General features: G+C 73.5%; 14 protein-coding genes. 6 read left to right on the top strand and 8 right to left on the bottom strand.

The genetic code is table 11. From position 1 onward, the window contains the following. Positions 1-4 precede the first annotated feature (4 nt). The 5 genes from F4558_RS09090 (at position 5) to F4558_RS09070 (ending at position 7,621) form a co-directional block, all read left to right on the top strand. On the top strand, positions 5-1,102 hold the full coding sequence (locus F4558_RS09090) for a serine/threonine-protein kinase (RefSeq protein ID WP_053655787.1): 1,098 nt from the start codon (positions 5-7) through the stop codon (positions 1,100-1,102). Next, positions 1,095-3,770: an FtsK/SpoIIIE domain-containing protein gene (locus F4558_RS09085; RefSeq protein WP_167943786.1), complete on the top strand. Its 2,676-nt coding sequence runs from the start codon at positions 1,095-1,097 to the stop codon at positions 3,768-3,770. Before F4558_RS09090 ends, F4558_RS09085 begins: the two co-directional genes overlap by 8 nt. Further along, positions 3,767-4,429: a hypothetical protein gene (locus tag F4558_RS09080; RefSeq protein ID WP_167943785.1), complete on the top strand. Its 663-nt coding sequence runs from the start codon at positions 3,767-3,769 to the stop codon at positions 4,427-4,429. The genes F4558_RS09085 and F4558_RS09080 overlap by 4 nt, the downstream gene beginning before the upstream one ends. Positions 4,430-4,528: 99 nt before the next feature. Continuing rightward, complete coding sequence (locus tag F4558_RS09075) at positions 4,529-7,069, top strand: CHAT domain-containing protein (protein WP_167943784.1); 2,541 nt, start codon at positions 4,529-4,531, stop codon at positions 7,067-7,069. 42 nt (positions 7,070-7,111) lie between these two features. After that, positions 7,112-7,621, top strand: a complete 510-nt coding sequence (locus F4558_RS09070; protein ID WP_167943783.1) for a trypco2 family protein — start codon at positions 7,112-7,114, stop codon at positions 7,619-7,621. Positions 7,622-7,713: 92 nt separating this feature from the next. Here the strand turns inward: F4558_RS09070 and F4558_RS09065 are convergent, their stop codons facing one another. Continuing rightward, positions 7,714-8,988 (bottom strand): cupin domain-containing protein, encoded by a 1,275-nt coding sequence (locus tag F4558_RS09065; protein ID WP_053655781.1) that lies wholly within the window; start codon positions 8,986-8,988, stop codon positions 7,714-7,716. Between the two features lie 9 nt (positions 8,989-8,997). Further along, positions 8,998-9,303: a hypothetical protein gene (locus tag F4558_RS09060; RefSeq protein WP_053655780.1), complete on the bottom strand. Its 306-nt coding sequence runs from the start codon at positions 9,301-9,303 to the stop codon at positions 8,998-9,000. A gap of 157 nt (positions 9,304-9,460) precedes the next feature. Here F4558_RS09060 and F4558_RS09055 point away from each other — a divergent pair, with 157 nt between their 5' ends. Next, positions 9,461-10,228 (top strand): DUF72 domain-containing protein, encoded by a 768-nt coding sequence (locus F4558_RS09055; RefSeq protein WP_197281527.1) that lies wholly within the window; start codon positions 9,461-9,463, stop codon positions 10,226-10,228. Positions 10,229-10,270: 42 nt separating this feature from the next. Here F4558_RS09055 and F4558_RS09050 read toward each other — a convergent pair whose 3' ends face one another. The 6 genes from F4558_RS09050 to F4558_RS31905 all read right to left on the bottom strand — a co-directional run bounded on the left by F4558_RS09050 (position 10,271) and on the right by F4558_RS31905 (position 14,569). Continuing rightward, on the bottom strand, positions 10,271-10,699 hold the full coding sequence (locus F4558_RS09050) for a DUF2267 domain-containing protein (protein WP_053655778.1): 429 nt from the start codon (positions 10,697-10,699) through the stop codon (positions 10,271-10,273). Positions 10,700-10,994: 295 nt separating this feature from the next. Next, positions 10,995-11,867: a DUF72 domain-containing protein gene (locus F4558_RS09040; protein WP_053655777.1), complete on the bottom strand. Its 873-nt coding sequence runs from the start codon at positions 11,865-11,867 to the stop codon at positions 10,995-10,997. A gap of 48 nt (positions 11,868-11,915) precedes the next feature. Next, on the bottom strand, positions 11,916-12,314 hold the full coding sequence (locus F4558_RS09035) for a TraR/DksA family transcriptional regulator (protein ID WP_053655776.1): 399 nt from the start codon (positions 12,312-12,314) through the stop codon (positions 11,916-11,918). A gap of 166 nt (positions 12,315-12,480) precedes the next feature. After that, on the bottom strand, positions 12,481-13,128 hold the full coding sequence (locus tag F4558_RS09030; protein ID WP_053655774.1) for a nucleoside/nucleotide kinase family protein: 648 nt from the start codon (positions 13,126-13,128) through the stop codon (positions 12,481-12,483). A 41-nt stretch (positions 13,129-13,169) separates the two neighbouring features. After that, entirely contained in the window at positions 13,170-13,775 is a 606-nt protein-coding gene (locus F4558_RS09025; protein WP_053655773.1) for a winged helix-turn-helix domain-containing protein, read from the bottom strand. Positions 13,776-14,035: 260 nt separating this feature from the next. After that, entirely contained in the window at positions 14,036-14,569 is a 534-nt protein-coding gene (locus F4558_RS31905; RefSeq protein ID WP_053655772.1) for a winged helix-turn-helix domain-containing protein, read from the bottom strand. Between the last annotated feature and the right edge of the window lie 27 nt (positions 14,570-14,596).

Genomic DNA, 14,596 nt, shown 5'->3' with positions numbered 1-14,596 from the left:
GGCCGTGTCCATCATCGAGGACGTCGGCGGGCAGGTCCGCGCCGCCAGCGAGGAGTTCCCGGTGGGGCTGCTCGGGCAGGCGCTGGAGAAGTTCGGCCTGGCCGCGGAACGGCTGCGCTGGGTCCGCCAGGAGTCGGCCAACCCCATGGGAGTGCCCGAGCTGTCCGCAGCCACCGAGCACGCCGAGAGCGCCAACTACGCGCTGCGGGTCGCGCAGGAGCAGCTCTCGGCGTACCTGGCCGCGATCGGGCTGGCCGCCGACGGCGCCCCGCCGCCCCGTCCGGAACGCCGCGACCCGCGCCACGACGCGCCGCCGTCGGCGGAGCCGACCACAGTGACGCCGGAGACCTCTGAGCAGGTCCGGATGCGCCGCTGGTGGGCGGTGCGGGTGGCGGAGCTGACCGGCGGCAGCGACGGCGGCGCCGACGAGCCCGACGAACGGCTCGACGACTCCCAGGAGCTGCTGCGCCGGGTCGTACGCGGGGTGCGCGCCGGTGACCGGGACCGGCTGCGCACCGAGCTGCGCCGGGCGTCGGCGGACGTGGGCCTGGGCATGGCCGCGCTGGCCCCACCGCTGCTGCGCGAGCTGGCCGGTGAGCTGCTGGGGCATCCGCCGCGCGCCGCCGACCTGGGGCGGCTGCGCGGTGAGCTGGACGGGCGGGTCCGCGACCTGCTTCCCGGCCTGCCACCGCCGGTGCTGGAGACGCTGCTGACCCGTGTGTGCCGGATGCCGCCGCCGCGATCCTCCGGCGAGCCGCCGCACGCCGCCGACTCCGCGGTCACCGCAGGCGTGGCGACCGGGCTGTTGCTCGCCCGGCTGGGCCGGGACCTGTCCACCGGTGGGCAGCCACCCTCCACCGGCCCGCAAACCGCTACCGGCGCGCAGCGCACCGCCAGCCCGCACAACACCGCCAGCCCGCAACCCGCCGCCGACGCGCCGCGCACCGCGAGCCCGCAGCCGGCGGGTGGACACCGGGCCAGCGGCGCCCGGCAGCGTCCGGGCGCCTCCCCCGGCGGTGGGGAGCGGCAGCACTCCGCCGGCCTGCCGCGTACCGGCAGTCCGTGGCGGGACGCGCCGGCACGCCGGGGCTCCGATGGCTGACCGGCGCGGCCAGTTCGCCGCCCGGGTCCGGGACACGCTCGCCGAGGCGCTGGGCGCCACCCGTACCCGGCTGTCCGCCGCCCAGGCCGACCTGACCACCGGGCGGGAGCTGTTGACCCGGGTCCGCCGTGCCGCCGCCGCCGTGCCGGAGCGGGTGGGCGCCCAGCGGGACCGCCGTCTCGCCGAGATCGACAGCCGGTACGCCTCTCGGATCGCCGAACTGGCCCGCCTCGCCGCCGACGCCGCCCGCCGCGAGGCGCCCGGCTGTGCCGGTGCCGACTGGCCGGGCTGGCAACCCACACCCACCCGACGGGCCGAGCCGCCCGGCGCGCTGCGGATCGGCACGGTCCGGATCGACGACGTCGACCCGGTGCCCGCGCTGGTGCCGCTGCTCGACGCCGGGCACGTCCAGCTCACCGGCGACGACCGCGCCGGCTGCGACGCCGTCGTGTCCGCGCTGCTGCTGCGGGCCGCCGGCCGCGCCGAACCGGGTGCCATCCGACTGATCGGGTACGACCCGGAGCATCTCGGCGGCGGCCTGGCCGGGTTCGCCCCTCTGGGCACCGCGGGGCTGCTCACCTTCGTCGGCCCCGGCGGGTTGGGCCCGCTGCTCGACGACCTGGTCGAGCAGGTCCGCCGGATCAACGAGACGGTGCTGGCCGGTGAGCACGGCTCGCTGCGCGACCTGGCCGCGGCGACCGGCCGGCGTCCCGAGCCGTGGCGGGTGGCGGTGCTGCTCGGCGGCGACGAACTCAACCGGCACGAACGCGGGCAACTCGACAGGGTGGTCCGCACCGGAGCCGCCTGCGGGGTGCACCTCGTGGTCCGGGGCGTACCGCTGCCGGACGACCCGACGGTCACCCGCGTGGTGGCCGACACGTCAGGCACCCGGATCGGCGGCCCGTCCGGCCTGCCGGTACGCCTGGACCCTCCGCCACCGGCGACGCTTGTCACCGAGACCTGCCGGGCGGTCGCCGCCCAGGTGAACGCCGGGCCACCGCCGACCCCCTTCGACGACCTGCTGCCACCGCCCGAACTGATGTGGCGGGAGGACTCGGCCGGCGGCCTGACCGCGCCGATCGGTTCGGGGCCGCACGGCCGGCCCGTACGGCTGACGCTCGGCGACTATCCGCCGCACGCCCTCATCGGTGGGCCGTCCGGCACCGGCAAGACCAATCTGATCTTCGCCTGGATCGGCGCCCTCGCGGCCCGCTACTCCCCCGCCGAGCTGGAGTTCTATCTGCTGGACTTCAAGGAGGGGGTGTCCTTCGCCCGGTTCGCCCAGGGCCGGCGTGACCCGAGCTGGCTGCCGCACATGCGGCTGGTCGGCATCAACGTCAACACCGATCGGGAGTTCGGGCTGGCGCTGCTGCGCTTCCTCACCGAGGAGCTGCGCAGGCGGGCCGACGCCGCCAAGAAGCACGAGGTCACCAAGCTGGCCGAACTGCGCGCTGTCGACCCGACGGGGCACTGGCCACGGATCGTCGCGGTGGTCGACGAGTTCCAGATGCTGCTGGCCGGCCGGGACGTGGTCGCCCGGGAGGCCGCCGACCTGCTGGAGGACCTGGCCCGGCGGGGTCGCTCGCAGGGCATCCACCTGGTGCTCGCCTCCCAGGACGTACGGGGCATCGAGGCGCTGTGGGGCCGTCCGGCGCTTGTGGCCCAGTTCGCGTTGCGCATCGCGCTGCCCAAGGCGCTACGGATCCTCGCCGAACGCAACGACGCGGCGCAGTCGCTGCCGCGCTGGCACGCGGTGGTCAACGCCGAGTCGGGCATGGTGGAGGGCAACGAGATCGCCCAGATCCCGGCGGCCAGCGACTGGGAGACGTGGAGCACCCTTCAGCACCGACTGTGGCGGATGCGCCCCTCCGACGCGGCGCCGGCCCGGCTCTTCGACGGCGACGCGGTCCCCCGGCTGGCCGAGGCGCCGGACTTCCGGGCGCTCGACGTGCCGCCGGACGGGCGTACGCCCCGCAACCCAGTGGCCCTGCTCGGCGAAATCATCGACGTGCAGGCCCGGTCGGCGGCGCTGCGGCTGCCCCGCGCACCGGGCCGCAACCTCGCGGTACTGGGCACCCGTGTCGACGAGGCGTGCGCGGTGCTGGACGCGGCGGCCCGGTCACTGGCCCGCCAGCACCCGCCGGGCACCGCCCGTTTCTCCATCGCCTGCCTGGACCCGGACGCCGACCCGATCGCCCGCGCGCTCTACGACGACCTTGCCGACGACGCCGCCTGGTACGACGAGGAGACCGTCGGCGAGCTGATGGCCGAGACCGCCGACGGGCTCACCGGCCCCGGCAGCCCGCACTATCTGCTGCTGTTCGCCGTCGACGCGGCCGCCGGGGCGCTGGCGGCGCGGGCCGGACGGCGTACCGGCCTGGAGCAGTTGCGCCGGATCCTGCACGACGGGCCGGAGCGGCGGACCCACGTGCTGGCCTGGTGGCGGGGCGTGGCCCGGATGCGCGCCGACCTGGGTGGCCCGGCCGCCCGCACCGACCAGATCGGCGCCTGGGTGGCGCTCGACACGCACGGCGGCGAGCTGGGCGCGTCGCTCTATCCGGGCACCGGCGGCCCGGACTGGTATCCCCGCCCGTGGCGAGGGCTCTTCTTCGACCGGGCGGTGCACCGCACCGGACAGGTGATCATCCCCTATGGACCGGCCCGATGAACCAACCGGTGACAAGTGAGACGTACGCGGCGCAGCTGCGGCGACTGGCCGAGTTGACAGCGCGGGTACGCGAACAGCGCGCCGAGGCGCACACCTGGTACGAGCGGCAGTGCGCGGCTGCCGAGCGGGCCGTCGCCGACGCCACCGAGCAGGTGCGGCTCGCCGAGGAGGAGTTGATCGCCGCCCGCGAGGAGCAGGAGCGCGTCGACGCCGAGGTGGCGCACCTGTGGCAGCAGGTACGGACGCGGCTGGGCGTCCGGCGGCTCGCCGGGCCACCCGTGCCGGCCAACGGCAGCGGGGCGACCGACCCGCAGCTGCTGCTCGGCCGGGCGCGGGACCTGCTCAACCGGGCGGGGCAGCCCGGTGAGCTGCCCGGCTCGGTCAACCCGTTGCTGGCGCTGTGCGGCGTGGCCGGCGCGGTGCTGGCGTACGCGCTGGGTGTGGGCGCGCGGGCGCTCGGCGTCGGGTACGGCGGCGATCTGGCGGTCGGGTTGCCGGTGTTGGCGCTTGTGGTGACGCTGTGCGGGCCGCTTGTCGGTCTGGTGCCGGCACGAGTGCTGGCCGACCGCCGGCACGCGGTGCTCAGTCCGCGCCCGATCCTGGTGGTGCTCGGCGCCGGCCTGCTGACGACCGCGCTGCTGCTGGTGCTCGGCCGCTGACGGTCGGCCACCGCAGCCGGGTCTGTCCACATCAGGCTGTCGCATAGCCGACCGCCGCGAAGGCCAGTCGGGGCCGGTACTCCGGATACGGTACGCGCGATGGTCAGCTTCTTCCTCAGCTATCACCGCGACGACAGTTTCGTGGCGCGGCTCATCGACGACGCGCTGACCGTCCGATTCGGGCACGAGGGCGTCATTCGCGCCGGTTCGGACGACGACGAGGCCGAGTTCGGGCGTTGGGTCGACCGGCTGGATGTGGCGGCAGTGATCGTCGTGATCGGATCGGGGTGGCGCAGCGGCGCGGACCGTTCGGTGAGGGCCCCAGACGTCGTCGGTCGGCAGATCGCGAGGGCGTTCGCGTGGGGCGGCCCGGTCGTTGGCGTGCTGGTGGACGACACGGAGCAGCCGGCCGAGGAAGAGCTGCACCCGTCGCTCCGACCGCTCGCCGATCTGCGGTTCTGGCGGATCCGCCTGCCGAGCGCCTATTCGGACAACCGTCGCCTCGTCGACGCCCTCGCCGTCACGTTCGACACAGACACAGACACCGACGGGCCCGACGTGCCGGTGCTGCGCGACGAGGCGCCGGTGCGGCCGGCCATGCCGCCCCCCTCACCCACGGCAGCCGTCGTCTACTCGACCCGTGCGGGTGATCTGAAGGTCGTCGAGCCGGGCACGCCGGGCCGGTCGTCATTCAGCGACCCCACCACGTATTCCGCGCGGTACGAGGTGGACACAGACGGGCACCAGGCCCTACTCCACGTCCTGCTGCCGTCGAAGGACTTCGGGCGCGACTTCCGGGCGTCGATCGCCGTCGAATTCCGGGTGACCGACCCGGCGCAGGTCGTCCGATGCGCGGTGTCGGACGCGGTGCCCCCGCTGCGCGCCTTCCTTGTGGACACCTGCCGACCGGTCACCCGGCGGTTCGACGTCGACGAGATCGGCGACGCCGAGACCGCCGTCCGGGAGTTGCTGGGTCCCCACCTGCTCGCACCGGGCGGATTCACCCTCCAGGCGGTACGCACCCGGCTGAGCATCGAGCGCGAGATCGATCCCTTCCAGACTTCGCCTCGGCGGATAACACCCGCCGCGAAACGTCCACGGCTGCGCCCGCTCAGCCGCAGGGTCCGCCGTCATCGTCGGCCAGCGGGCAACACCCGGTTCACGGGGCGCGTGACCGGTCCGGGTGCGGTCTTCGGGGTCGCCGTCGAGGAGCCTCAGCGGCTGCTGGTGGCACGCGCGCCCGCCCAGGTGCCCGTGAGTCAGGACCTGAGCGTCGACGTCCGGTTCGTCACCGAGGGCCAGCCGGTGCACCCGGACGCCGCAACCGCCCGGCTGAAGAGCCTCGTCGTCCTCGACGCCGGCACCCCCGTCACCGTCACCGTGCACGCACCCGCCGGCCTGCACGCCGAGGGGCCGCTCCAACAGACGGTGCTGATCCGGCCGGGTGAGGACCCGCCGCCGCTCCGGTTCGGCTTCGGCGCGCGTACCCCCGGATTGCATCGCGTCGACGTGACGGCCTGGGCCGGCGGCACCTTCCTCGCCGAGGTGTCCGTCGACGTGTCGGTGGCGACCGGCGGACCGTTTAGGGACGGGCAGCCGAGGGGGGCGTCGTTGCCGGCCCCGCACGCGCGGCCGGGCGAGGTCACCATGGAGGTCCGGTTCGACGGCACCCGGTACACGTTCCAGCTGCGCTCCGACCACGGTGTGCTGTTCGCACCTGTCGTCGAGTCGGTCACCAACACGCCCACGGCGGCCGTGGAGAACGCCATCCGGGAGCTCCAGCAGGTGGCCCGGGGCGGCTCCCGGGACAGCCCGGCAATGACCCGCCAGGTCATCCGGTCCGCCGGCATCGGGCTGTGGTCGGAGCTGGTGCCCCGCGAGATCCAGGACCAGTTCTGGCAGGTCCGGGGCAGCATGAGCGCCTTCACGATCGCCACGGACTACGACGTGGTGCCGTGGGAGTTGCTCCATCCGCTCAGCGCCCAGCAGGACGCCGGTTTTCTCGTCGAGCAGGTCCCGGTGGTACGCCGCACCTACGGGCAGCACGCGACCACGGCGATCGGCCTGGACAACCCGCGTTTCGTGCTCCCAGCCAAGGCGCCCACCGGAGCACGCGAGGAGGTCGCGGCCATCCGGGCGATCCTCGGCGCGGACGACGGCGAGCCGATCACCCGGGCGGACGAGCTGCTCGACCTGATCAACTCCGGGTCGCTCGGGGCCCTCCACTTCGCCTGCCATAACACGTTCTCGGCGGACGGCTCGTTCATCGACCTGGACGGCGGCCGGATCCGGCCGGCCCTGCTGACCGAGGCGAGCATCCGCAGACCGCTGCAGGACTCCGTACCGCTGGTCTTCATCAACGCGTGCCGCAGCGCGGGCGTGGCCCCGACGTACACCCGGATGCTCGGGTGGGCGCAGCAGTTCATGGCCTCCGGGGCCGGCGCGTTCGTGGGCACGCTGTGGGCGGTGCGCTCGGAGAGCTCGGCCCGCTTCGCGACGGCGTTCTACCAGGCGCTGGCCGAGGGCGAGACGCTCGGCGCGGCGGCCCTCGCGGCGCGCACCGGGCAGCAGGACGACCCCCTCGACCCGACCTGGCTGGCCTACACCGTCTACGGCGACCCGTTCGCCACCGCCGCCTGACCGGGCATGCGGTCCCACCCACGCAGAAGAGCAGGTGCGGCAATGGACGTGACCGACGACAGCGTGCCCGTCGACGAACTGGTGTCGGCGGTGCAGAACGCGGTGAAGCGCGCGGGCATCTCCAGCACCGACGCGGACCGGGACCTGCGCGTCGCGTCGGTGCAGCTGACCCTCAGCGCCGTCGCCACCACGAAGCTGGGCGGTGGCCTGGACTTCCGGGTGCCGGTGATCGGTTGGAAGGTCAAGGTGGGCGTCAGCCACTCCCGGCAACGCACCCACACCATCGACATCACCCTCGTGCCTGAAGACCTCGTCGGCCAGCACGAGGTGCGCGACGCCGCCGTCGAGGAGACCCTCGTCGACGCGATCACCGCGATCCGCGCGGCAGTCGCCGCCGGCACCCGGGGCGACGACCCGCTGGTGCTCAAGGCTGGCACCGTGGAACTCGTCTTCGGCGTCACCGACGAGGGCACGATCTCGGTGGGCGCGGAGGGCGAGCTGACCGACGAGGTCACGAACACGCTCCGGATCGAGCTCGTCGCGGCGGGCTGAGCCGCCGGGGCCACGCCACGCTCAGGCCGGGACCGGCGCGCTCCGGCCAGGACCACGACCGCCGCGCGCGGGCCGGGGAACGGACGCCGCGCTCAGGCCGGGACCAGAACCGCTTCGCGCAGCAGTCGGCGGGCCAGGGTGACCCGGTCGGCGTCGTCGGGCAGGCCTGGCAGGTCGCCGACCCGGGTGACGGCTCCGGTGAGCAGCGCGCGGGCCGCCGGCTCGCAGGCGACCGGCAGGGTGATGGTGCGGTCGAACAGGCGCAGCGCCACGGTGTCCGGCCCGTGCGGCACGAGCTGCCAGCGCAGACCGGGGCGCGGGGCGAGCCGGGACTCCGCGTCCAGGGCGTCCAGCGCGGCGGCCTGGGCCAGCGGACGGATCGGCGCCGGACGGGCGGCCGACCAGGCGCGCTGGCGCAACCGGCCCGCGACAGCGCCCGGGTCGGCGCGCAGCAGCCAGTCGCGCAGCGCCTCCACCGTCTCGGTCAGCTCCGGCTCGATGGCCTCCGGGTCGGCGACGTCGGTGCCGAACGGCAGGCTCGCGCGCAGCCGCTGGTCCTCGGCGGCCAGAGCCAGCAGCTCCTCGACCAGGGCGTAGCGGGTCAACGCGCGCACGCCCACTGTCAGGTGCAGCGAGCTGGCCTCCTGCGCCTGGGCGCTGTGCAGCCAACCACGCGGCAGGTAGAGGGCGTCGCCGGGAGCGAGCACCACGTCCAGCGCGGCGGGGCCCTGCGCGGTGGCGCCCACCTCGTCGGCACGGCCGCCCCAGGGCTGCTTCTCCAGCGGGTCGGGCAGCACCGGAGGGTGGATCTGCCAGTGCTTGCGCCCGTCGACCTGGAGCACGAACACGTCGTGGGTGTCGTAGTGGGTGGCGAAGCCCTGGCTGCCCGCCGGCGTGAGGTAGGCGTTGACCTGTAACGGCTGGTTCAACGCGAGCCCGAGGTCACGGGCGAAGTCGACGACCGGCGGCCAGATCCGGTGCAGGCCCTGCAACACAAGTGTGGCGCCGGCGGCGTACTGCTCCAGTACCCGCTCGTCGAGCACCTGGTCGCCGATCTCGGCGCCGGCGCCGCCACCGCCTGTGAAGCGGGCCGCCGGCACGATCTGGCCGTCCTTGGCGACGCGCAGGAACGGGGTACGCAGACCGCGTCGGCTCAGCAGCTCGTCGGCGTCGGCGGGGCTGAGCAGGTCGGTGAAGCCCGCCGGGTCGGGCAGGTCGGCGGCGCGGGACAGCAGCGGCGTGTGGCCCCAGTACGCGGCGGCGAACTTGGCCGGCTCCACCGAGACGCAGCGGGCCAGCGCCGTCGTGGCGTCGGCGGACGGAACCGCCGGGCGGCTGTGGCCGCCCGGCGGGTCGAGATCTGTCACGACGGTGCCCTACCGGGCGCTGCCGTCAGCGCCACCGTCCTGCTGGCCGGGGGTCGCGCCACCATCGGCCGGCCCCTCCGCGCTGCCATCGGCACCACCGTCGTGCTGACCGGGCGTCGCGCCACCATCGGCCGGACCCTCCGCGCCGCCGTCCGCGCCACCGTCGTGCTGGCCGGGGGTCGCGCCACCATCGGCCGGACCCTCCGCGCTGCCATCGGCACCACCGTCGTGCTGACCGGGCGTCGCGCCACCATCGGCCGGACCTTCCACGCCACCGCCACCGGTGGTCTGCATGTCGTCATCGTTGAGTGCCATGGGAACTCCCTCGGATGTGCCGCCCCGCCATACGCCGGGGTTCGTCGTGCAGCGGGTGGTACCCCACACGCGATCTTCTCTAACCCACACCGTAGACGCCGAAACGGGGCGACACGGGCAGTTCACCGACGGCGGGTCCGGGTGCCAGGATGGGGTGGTGATCCTGGTGGGCACCTCCGGTTGGCAGTACCGGGACTGGCGCGGCCGCTTCTATCCGCAGCAACTGCCCCAGCGGCTCTGGCTGGAGCACTTCGCGGCCGGCTTCGCCACCGTCGAGGTCAACAACGCCTTCTACCGGCTGCCGGAGCGGGACACGTTCGCCGCGTGGCGGGCGCGAACCCCGGCGGACTTCTGCGTCGCAGTGAAGATGAGCCGCTACCTCACCCACATCAAACGGCTGCGCGAGCCGGCGGAGCCGGTGGCCCGCTTCCTCGGCAGGGCCACCGCGCTCGGTGACCGGCTCGGCCCGGTGCTGCTGCAACTGCCACCGAACCTCCGGGCCGACGTCGATGCGCTCGACGCGACACTGCGGCTGTTTCCCGCCGAGGTACGGGTGGCCGTCGAACCGCGGCACCCGTCGTGGTGGACCGACGCCACCCGTGCGGTGCTGGAGCGCCGGCGCGCGGCGCTGGTCTGGGCCGACCGGCTGGGCCGCCCGGTCGCCCCGCAGTGGCGCACCACGGACTTCGGCTATCTGCGGCTGCACGAGGGACGGGCGCGGCCGTGGCCCCGCTACGGCCGCGCGGCGCTCGGCTCATGGGTGCGCCGGCTCACCGACGCGTTCGGCGCGGACGAACCGGCGTACGTCTATTTCAACAACGACCCCGGTGGCGCGGCCATCGTGGACGCTGTCGCCTTCGCCGCGCTCGCCCGCAAGGCCGGTCACCCGGTGTCCCGGGTGCCGTCGCCCGCCTCCGACGACTGAGCCCGCCCGACGGTCGTCGGGCGGGCCTCCGGCCGCAGCGTGTCACGGCAGCATCGTGGCGAGATCCTTGGGCATTGTGTCCTTCACGTCCTGCCACTCGCCCTGGGTCACGTGCCGGCGCAGGGTGTCAAGCACCACCTGTGCCACCCGCTCGGGGCCGCCCTGCACGTCGTACGGGAACCCCTGGCGGACCTCGTAGAGGAAGTCGTCCCGGTTGAGCTTGATCGGGACGTCCGACGGGTTCCATCCGTCGAAGTAGATCCCCCGCACCAGGACCGGCAACTGCTGGGCGAACTCGACGCTCTCGTTCACCGGCAGCCGGTCACGCAGCAGGTGCAGGACGGTGCGCAGCGCCGCGTACGACTGGTTGCGCCGCTCCTTGGGCCACCCGTAGGCGGACTCGATGTCCTTGAGGATCAGGTTCGTCTTGTCCAACGAGGACTCGAACGCCGAGATCATCGTGTCAGCCATCGGTCGTCCCCCGTTCCGTGATGTCCCACCGTCTGTCGTCGGCGCGTCGCGGCGGTCCCGCCGGCCCACGACGGGCCCGTATCGGGCTGCCCTGCGGGGCGCGTCGGGCGTTGTCGGCAGTGCCGACCACGCGCAGGACGGCGCCACGCCGCCGATCGCTCACCACTCGAACCGTCATCGGTGTCACCTCCGTGTCGTCTCCGGCGCACGGTCGCCACCGGCGACCCCACGCACCCCTCCACCGTGCCGGTCGGACGGGTGAGCCGGCCCCACCCGGATCGGGTGAGCCGGCCGGTCAGGCGGTGTCGAGGAGCCCGGCGAGGGTCTTCGCGTTGGTCTGGGCGTAGTCCCGATAGCAGTTGTTCATGAGTACGTGGGTCTGCCCGGCCTCGTCGGCCAGTTCGCGCAGCTTCGGCGCCCAGTCCGCCAGCTCCCGTTTCGAGTAGTGGTAGCCGAACTTCTCGTGGATGTCCTTGCTTGTCCACTTGTCGCTGTGGCCGTGAAAGCGCATCACCGCGAGGTCTCCGGTGGCGGCCAGCACCGGGGGCACCGACGAGCGGTGACCCTGCGGCATGTCCACGCAGACGTACGACAGCCGGTGCTCGCGCAGGAAGGCGAGCGTCTCCTCGGCGTTGTCGCCGTCGAACCAGGAGGCGTGCCGGAACTCGTAGACCGGGCGCAGTGGCGAGCAGCGCTTGGCCACCTCCAGCAGGTACTCCTTGTTGGCCCGCTTGATGGTGAACCAGGGCGGGAACTGGAACAGCAGCGCGCCCAGCTTGCCCGCCTCGACAAGCGGGTCCAGTGCGGACAGGAAGCGCGTCCACACCTCCTCGTACGACTGCGCGGGCAGGTCGTCGGGGTAGACGTTCTTCTTGTCGGTGTCCGGCCGCAGGTCCTTGTACAGCGCGTTGACCCGGGTCGGATGCCCGGTGAGCATGCTGAATGCCTTGATGTTGAACGTGAAGCCCGCCGGGGTGCGCTCTGCCCACAGCCGCGCCGTCGCCTCGGCGGGCGGCGAGTAGTAGGTGGCGTCCACCTCGACCAGCGGGAACTGCCGGGCGTAGTAGGCCAGGCGTTTCTCCGGGTTGTCCGCCGTCTGCGGATACCAGCCGGAGTCCAGCAGGGTGCGGTCGGTCCACGACGCGGTGCCCACGAGAATGTCACCCATGTGTTGAGTCCATCGTGTCGCGGACCGACCGGCAACCGCTGGCGTCGCTCAGGCTGCCCGCCGCTCGCGGGTCTGCTTGCAGGTCACGCACGTGGTGGCGGCCGGGAAGATCTCCAGCCGTTCCACGGGGATCGCCGCCGAGCAGCCCTCACACCAGCCGTACGTGCCTTCGGCGAGCCGACCGAGCGCGTGCTCGTACTGGGCGCGCCGGTCCAGAATGGTCCGCAGCAACGACTGGGCGGTGTCCCTCTCGGCCGTCTTGGTGCCGCTGTCGGCCTGGTCGTCGCCGGCGGTATCACCGACCTCCACCAGGCGCAGCACCTGGCTCTGGAGAACCGTCTGCTCGTACTCCGCGGTCAGCTCGTCGTAGCGCGCCTGAAGGGAAAGCCGGATCTGGTCGATCTCCGTCTGGGAACGGCCCGTACCGACCGTGTCGTGGACGAGCATCGCTGCCTGCCTTTCCTGGGCCTGGTGGCTCAATGTGAACCGGGTGCCGGCGGCGGAAAGCCCCGGTCACGGTCGCATCCGGTACGCGGGCGGTCACCCGCGCTCTGTGAGCCGGGCGAGTACCCGCCGGAGGTGCCGGCCAAACCGGCGAAATTGTCGTCTCGTTTCAGCCATCGACGCCCGGTTCGACGAGCGCGGGATGTCGAGGGTCGTCGGCCCGTACCACCACGTCGGCGAAGCTTGCGGGGACGACCTCGTCGGCGTACCTGTCGAAGGCCGGAAGCGTCCACTCCTGGGACGGCCCGGTGCGTCGGCGCAACGCCGCAGACGACAGCTGAAGGTGGACTGTCACGTCGAAGGGCAGACCCCCGCCGAGCAGCAGCGCGCCGCTGACAAGGACCACACCACCGGGCGGCAGGTCGACGTACCGGGCCCGGCTGGCCCGGTCGGCGGTGGCGTCCCACAGCGACGGGAGCAGTCGGCCGTCGCCGCCGGGGCCGGCCGGGTCGAGCACCTCACGGCGTAGCCCCGGCTCGTCGACCCAGCCCTCGTAGTAGGAGTCCGGGTTGGTCCGGCCGAGTTCGAAGCGCAGCGAGGCGGGCCGCAGGAAGTCGGCGGCGCGGACGTGCAGCACCGGGCGTCCCCGGGCGCGCAGCGGGTCCACCAGAGCCTCGGCCAGCTCGTCCGGGCCGGCGGCGGGGGCGCCGTCGACGGCCACCCGCAACCGGGCGGGCTCGGCGTCGGTGGCGGCGTCGACGAGCCGGCCGGTCAGCTCCGCGACGAGCAGGTCGGGCGAGATGGGACGGATACGCACCGGACCATCCTGCCCCGCGTCGGACAGGCGGAGGGCGGCGGTCAGCCGGTGCGGTCGATGGTGACGCGGGCGTCGTCGGCCAGCCGGTAGCCCACGCCGTAGACGGTGGTGACAAGGGGGACGTCCACGCCGACCTTGCCCCGCAGCCGGCGGACGTGCACGTCGACGGTACGCACGCCGGCATGCTCGTAGCCCCACACGGCGTTGAGCAGTTGCAGCCGGGTGAACACCCGCCGGGGGTGGGCGACCAGGTGCAGCAGGAGGTCGAACTCAAGTCGGGTCAGCGGCAGCGGCTCGCCGTCGCGCAGCACCGACCGGGACGAGGCCAGGATGTGCAGGGCGGGGATGGTCGGGGTGAGCGCCCGGGCCGGCGACCTCGTGGCCGGTGGCGAATCGGGGCGGCGCTCGGCCGGGACCGCGTTGACGACGACGCCTTCACCCTGCTCCAGCATCTCGCGGGCCGCCTCGAGCAGCCGTCGGGCCGGTGCGGTCAGCGACTCCTCGCAGGCCAGCGGAATGGACAGCGTCACAGTGAGCATCGGCGCCACGGTGCTCGCCGGGCGGCGCTGACCGCCAGGGGGTCGACCGGGAACCGCGGGTTGGGACGTATGCCATCCGGCGCGCGACGAGGCGGGGCTGACCGACATGGTCCTCCTTGGGCTGGTCCGGGTATCTCCCCACGGCCCGGGACGCCGCTTCATCGATGCTTCCCGGCGCCTGAGCGAGGGTCAAGAGGCGGCTGCGTTGCATGAATGTGACAATTGACGAACACATCGCAGCCAGACGCTCGCTCTGCGTGCGACGTCAGATGATTACAGCAGAGCCACCGGGATGCCCCGATACGGGGGTCCCCGTCCTGTTCAGCGGTTTGTCGCGAGCCGCCTCCGCTCGGCCGCCCGCCCGCTGGTCAGCGCGTGTGGTCCACGCTGATCCGCGCCTCGTCGGCCAGCCGGTAGCCCACCCCGTGGACGGTGGTGACCACCTCCACGCCGTCCAGCTTCGCGCGCAGGCGACGTACGTGCACGTCCACGGTGCGGAGGACCGCGTGCTCGTAACCCCAGACGTTCGACAGCAACTGGAGGCGGGTGAAGACGCGGCGCGGGTGCTCGGCCAGGAACAACAGCAGGTCGTACTCGATGCGGGTCAGCGCCACCACCCGCTCACCGCGACGGACCGCCCGCGAGCCGGCCAGGATGCGCACGTGGTCGAAGTCGGCGGTGGCGGCGGGCGGCGGCTCCGGGACGACGGCGGCGGTGTCGGTCGCGCTCATCTGCCCCTCGCCCGACTCGGCAAGCTCGCCGAGCAGCTGCACCAATCGGGCAAGCCGAGGGCTCAACGGGCCGGGGGTGAGATCCAGCGTGATGGTCAGGGTCGGGCCGGTGCGCTGACGGTTGGGGCGGGCCACCGGGTGGGGACGCGCGGGGATGGCGACGACGGACATGGTGCCTCCTGAGATGGCGGTACGCCC

It is taken from the genome of Micromonospora profundi (genome assembly GCF_011927785.1).
Lineage (GTDB): Bacteria > Actinomycetota > Actinomycetes > Mycobacteriales > Micromonosporaceae > Micromonospora > Micromonospora profundi.
This window is presented reverse-complemented; position numbering and strand designations above follow the sequence as displayed.

Coding starts and splice junctions, on each gene's coding strand:
- F4558_RS09035 (WP_053655776.1), bottom strand. CDS start 12,314: ATGCTCGTCCACGACACGGTCGGTACGGGCCGTTCCCAGACGGAGATC.
- F4558_RS31905 (WP_053655772.1), bottom strand. CDS start 14,569: ATGTCCGTCGTCGCCATCCCCGCGCGTCCCCACCCGGTGGCCCGCCCC.
- F4558_RS09085 (WP_167943786.1), top strand. CDS start 1,095: ATGGCTGACCGGCGCGGCCAGTTCGCCGCCCGGGTCCGGGACACGCTC.
- F4558_RS09070 (WP_167943783.1), top strand. CDS start 7,112: ATGGACGTGACCGACGACAGCGTGCCCGTCGACGAACTGGTGTCGGCG.
- F4558_RS09040 (WP_053655777.1), bottom strand. CDS start 11,867: ATGGGTGACATTCTCGTGGGCACCGCGTCGTGGACCGACCGCACCCTG.
- F4558_RS09075 (WP_167943784.1), top strand. CDS start 4,529: ATGGTCAGCTTCTTCCTCAGCTATCACCGCGACGACAGTTTCGTGGCG.
- F4558_RS09060 (WP_053655780.1), bottom strand. CDS start 9,303: ATGGCACTCAACGATGACGACATGCAGACCACCGGTGGCGGTGGCGTG.
- F4558_RS09025 (WP_053655773.1), bottom strand. CDS start 13,775: ATGTCGGTCAGCCCCGCCTCGTCGCGCGCCGGATGGCATACGTCCCAA.
- F4558_RS09050 (WP_053655778.1), bottom strand. CDS start 10,699: ATGGCTGACACGATGATCTCGGCGTTCGAGTCCTCGTTGGACAAGACG.
- F4558_RS09080 (WP_167943785.1), top strand. CDS start 3,767: ATGAACCAACCGGTGACAAGTGAGACGTACGCGGCGCAGCTGCGGCGA.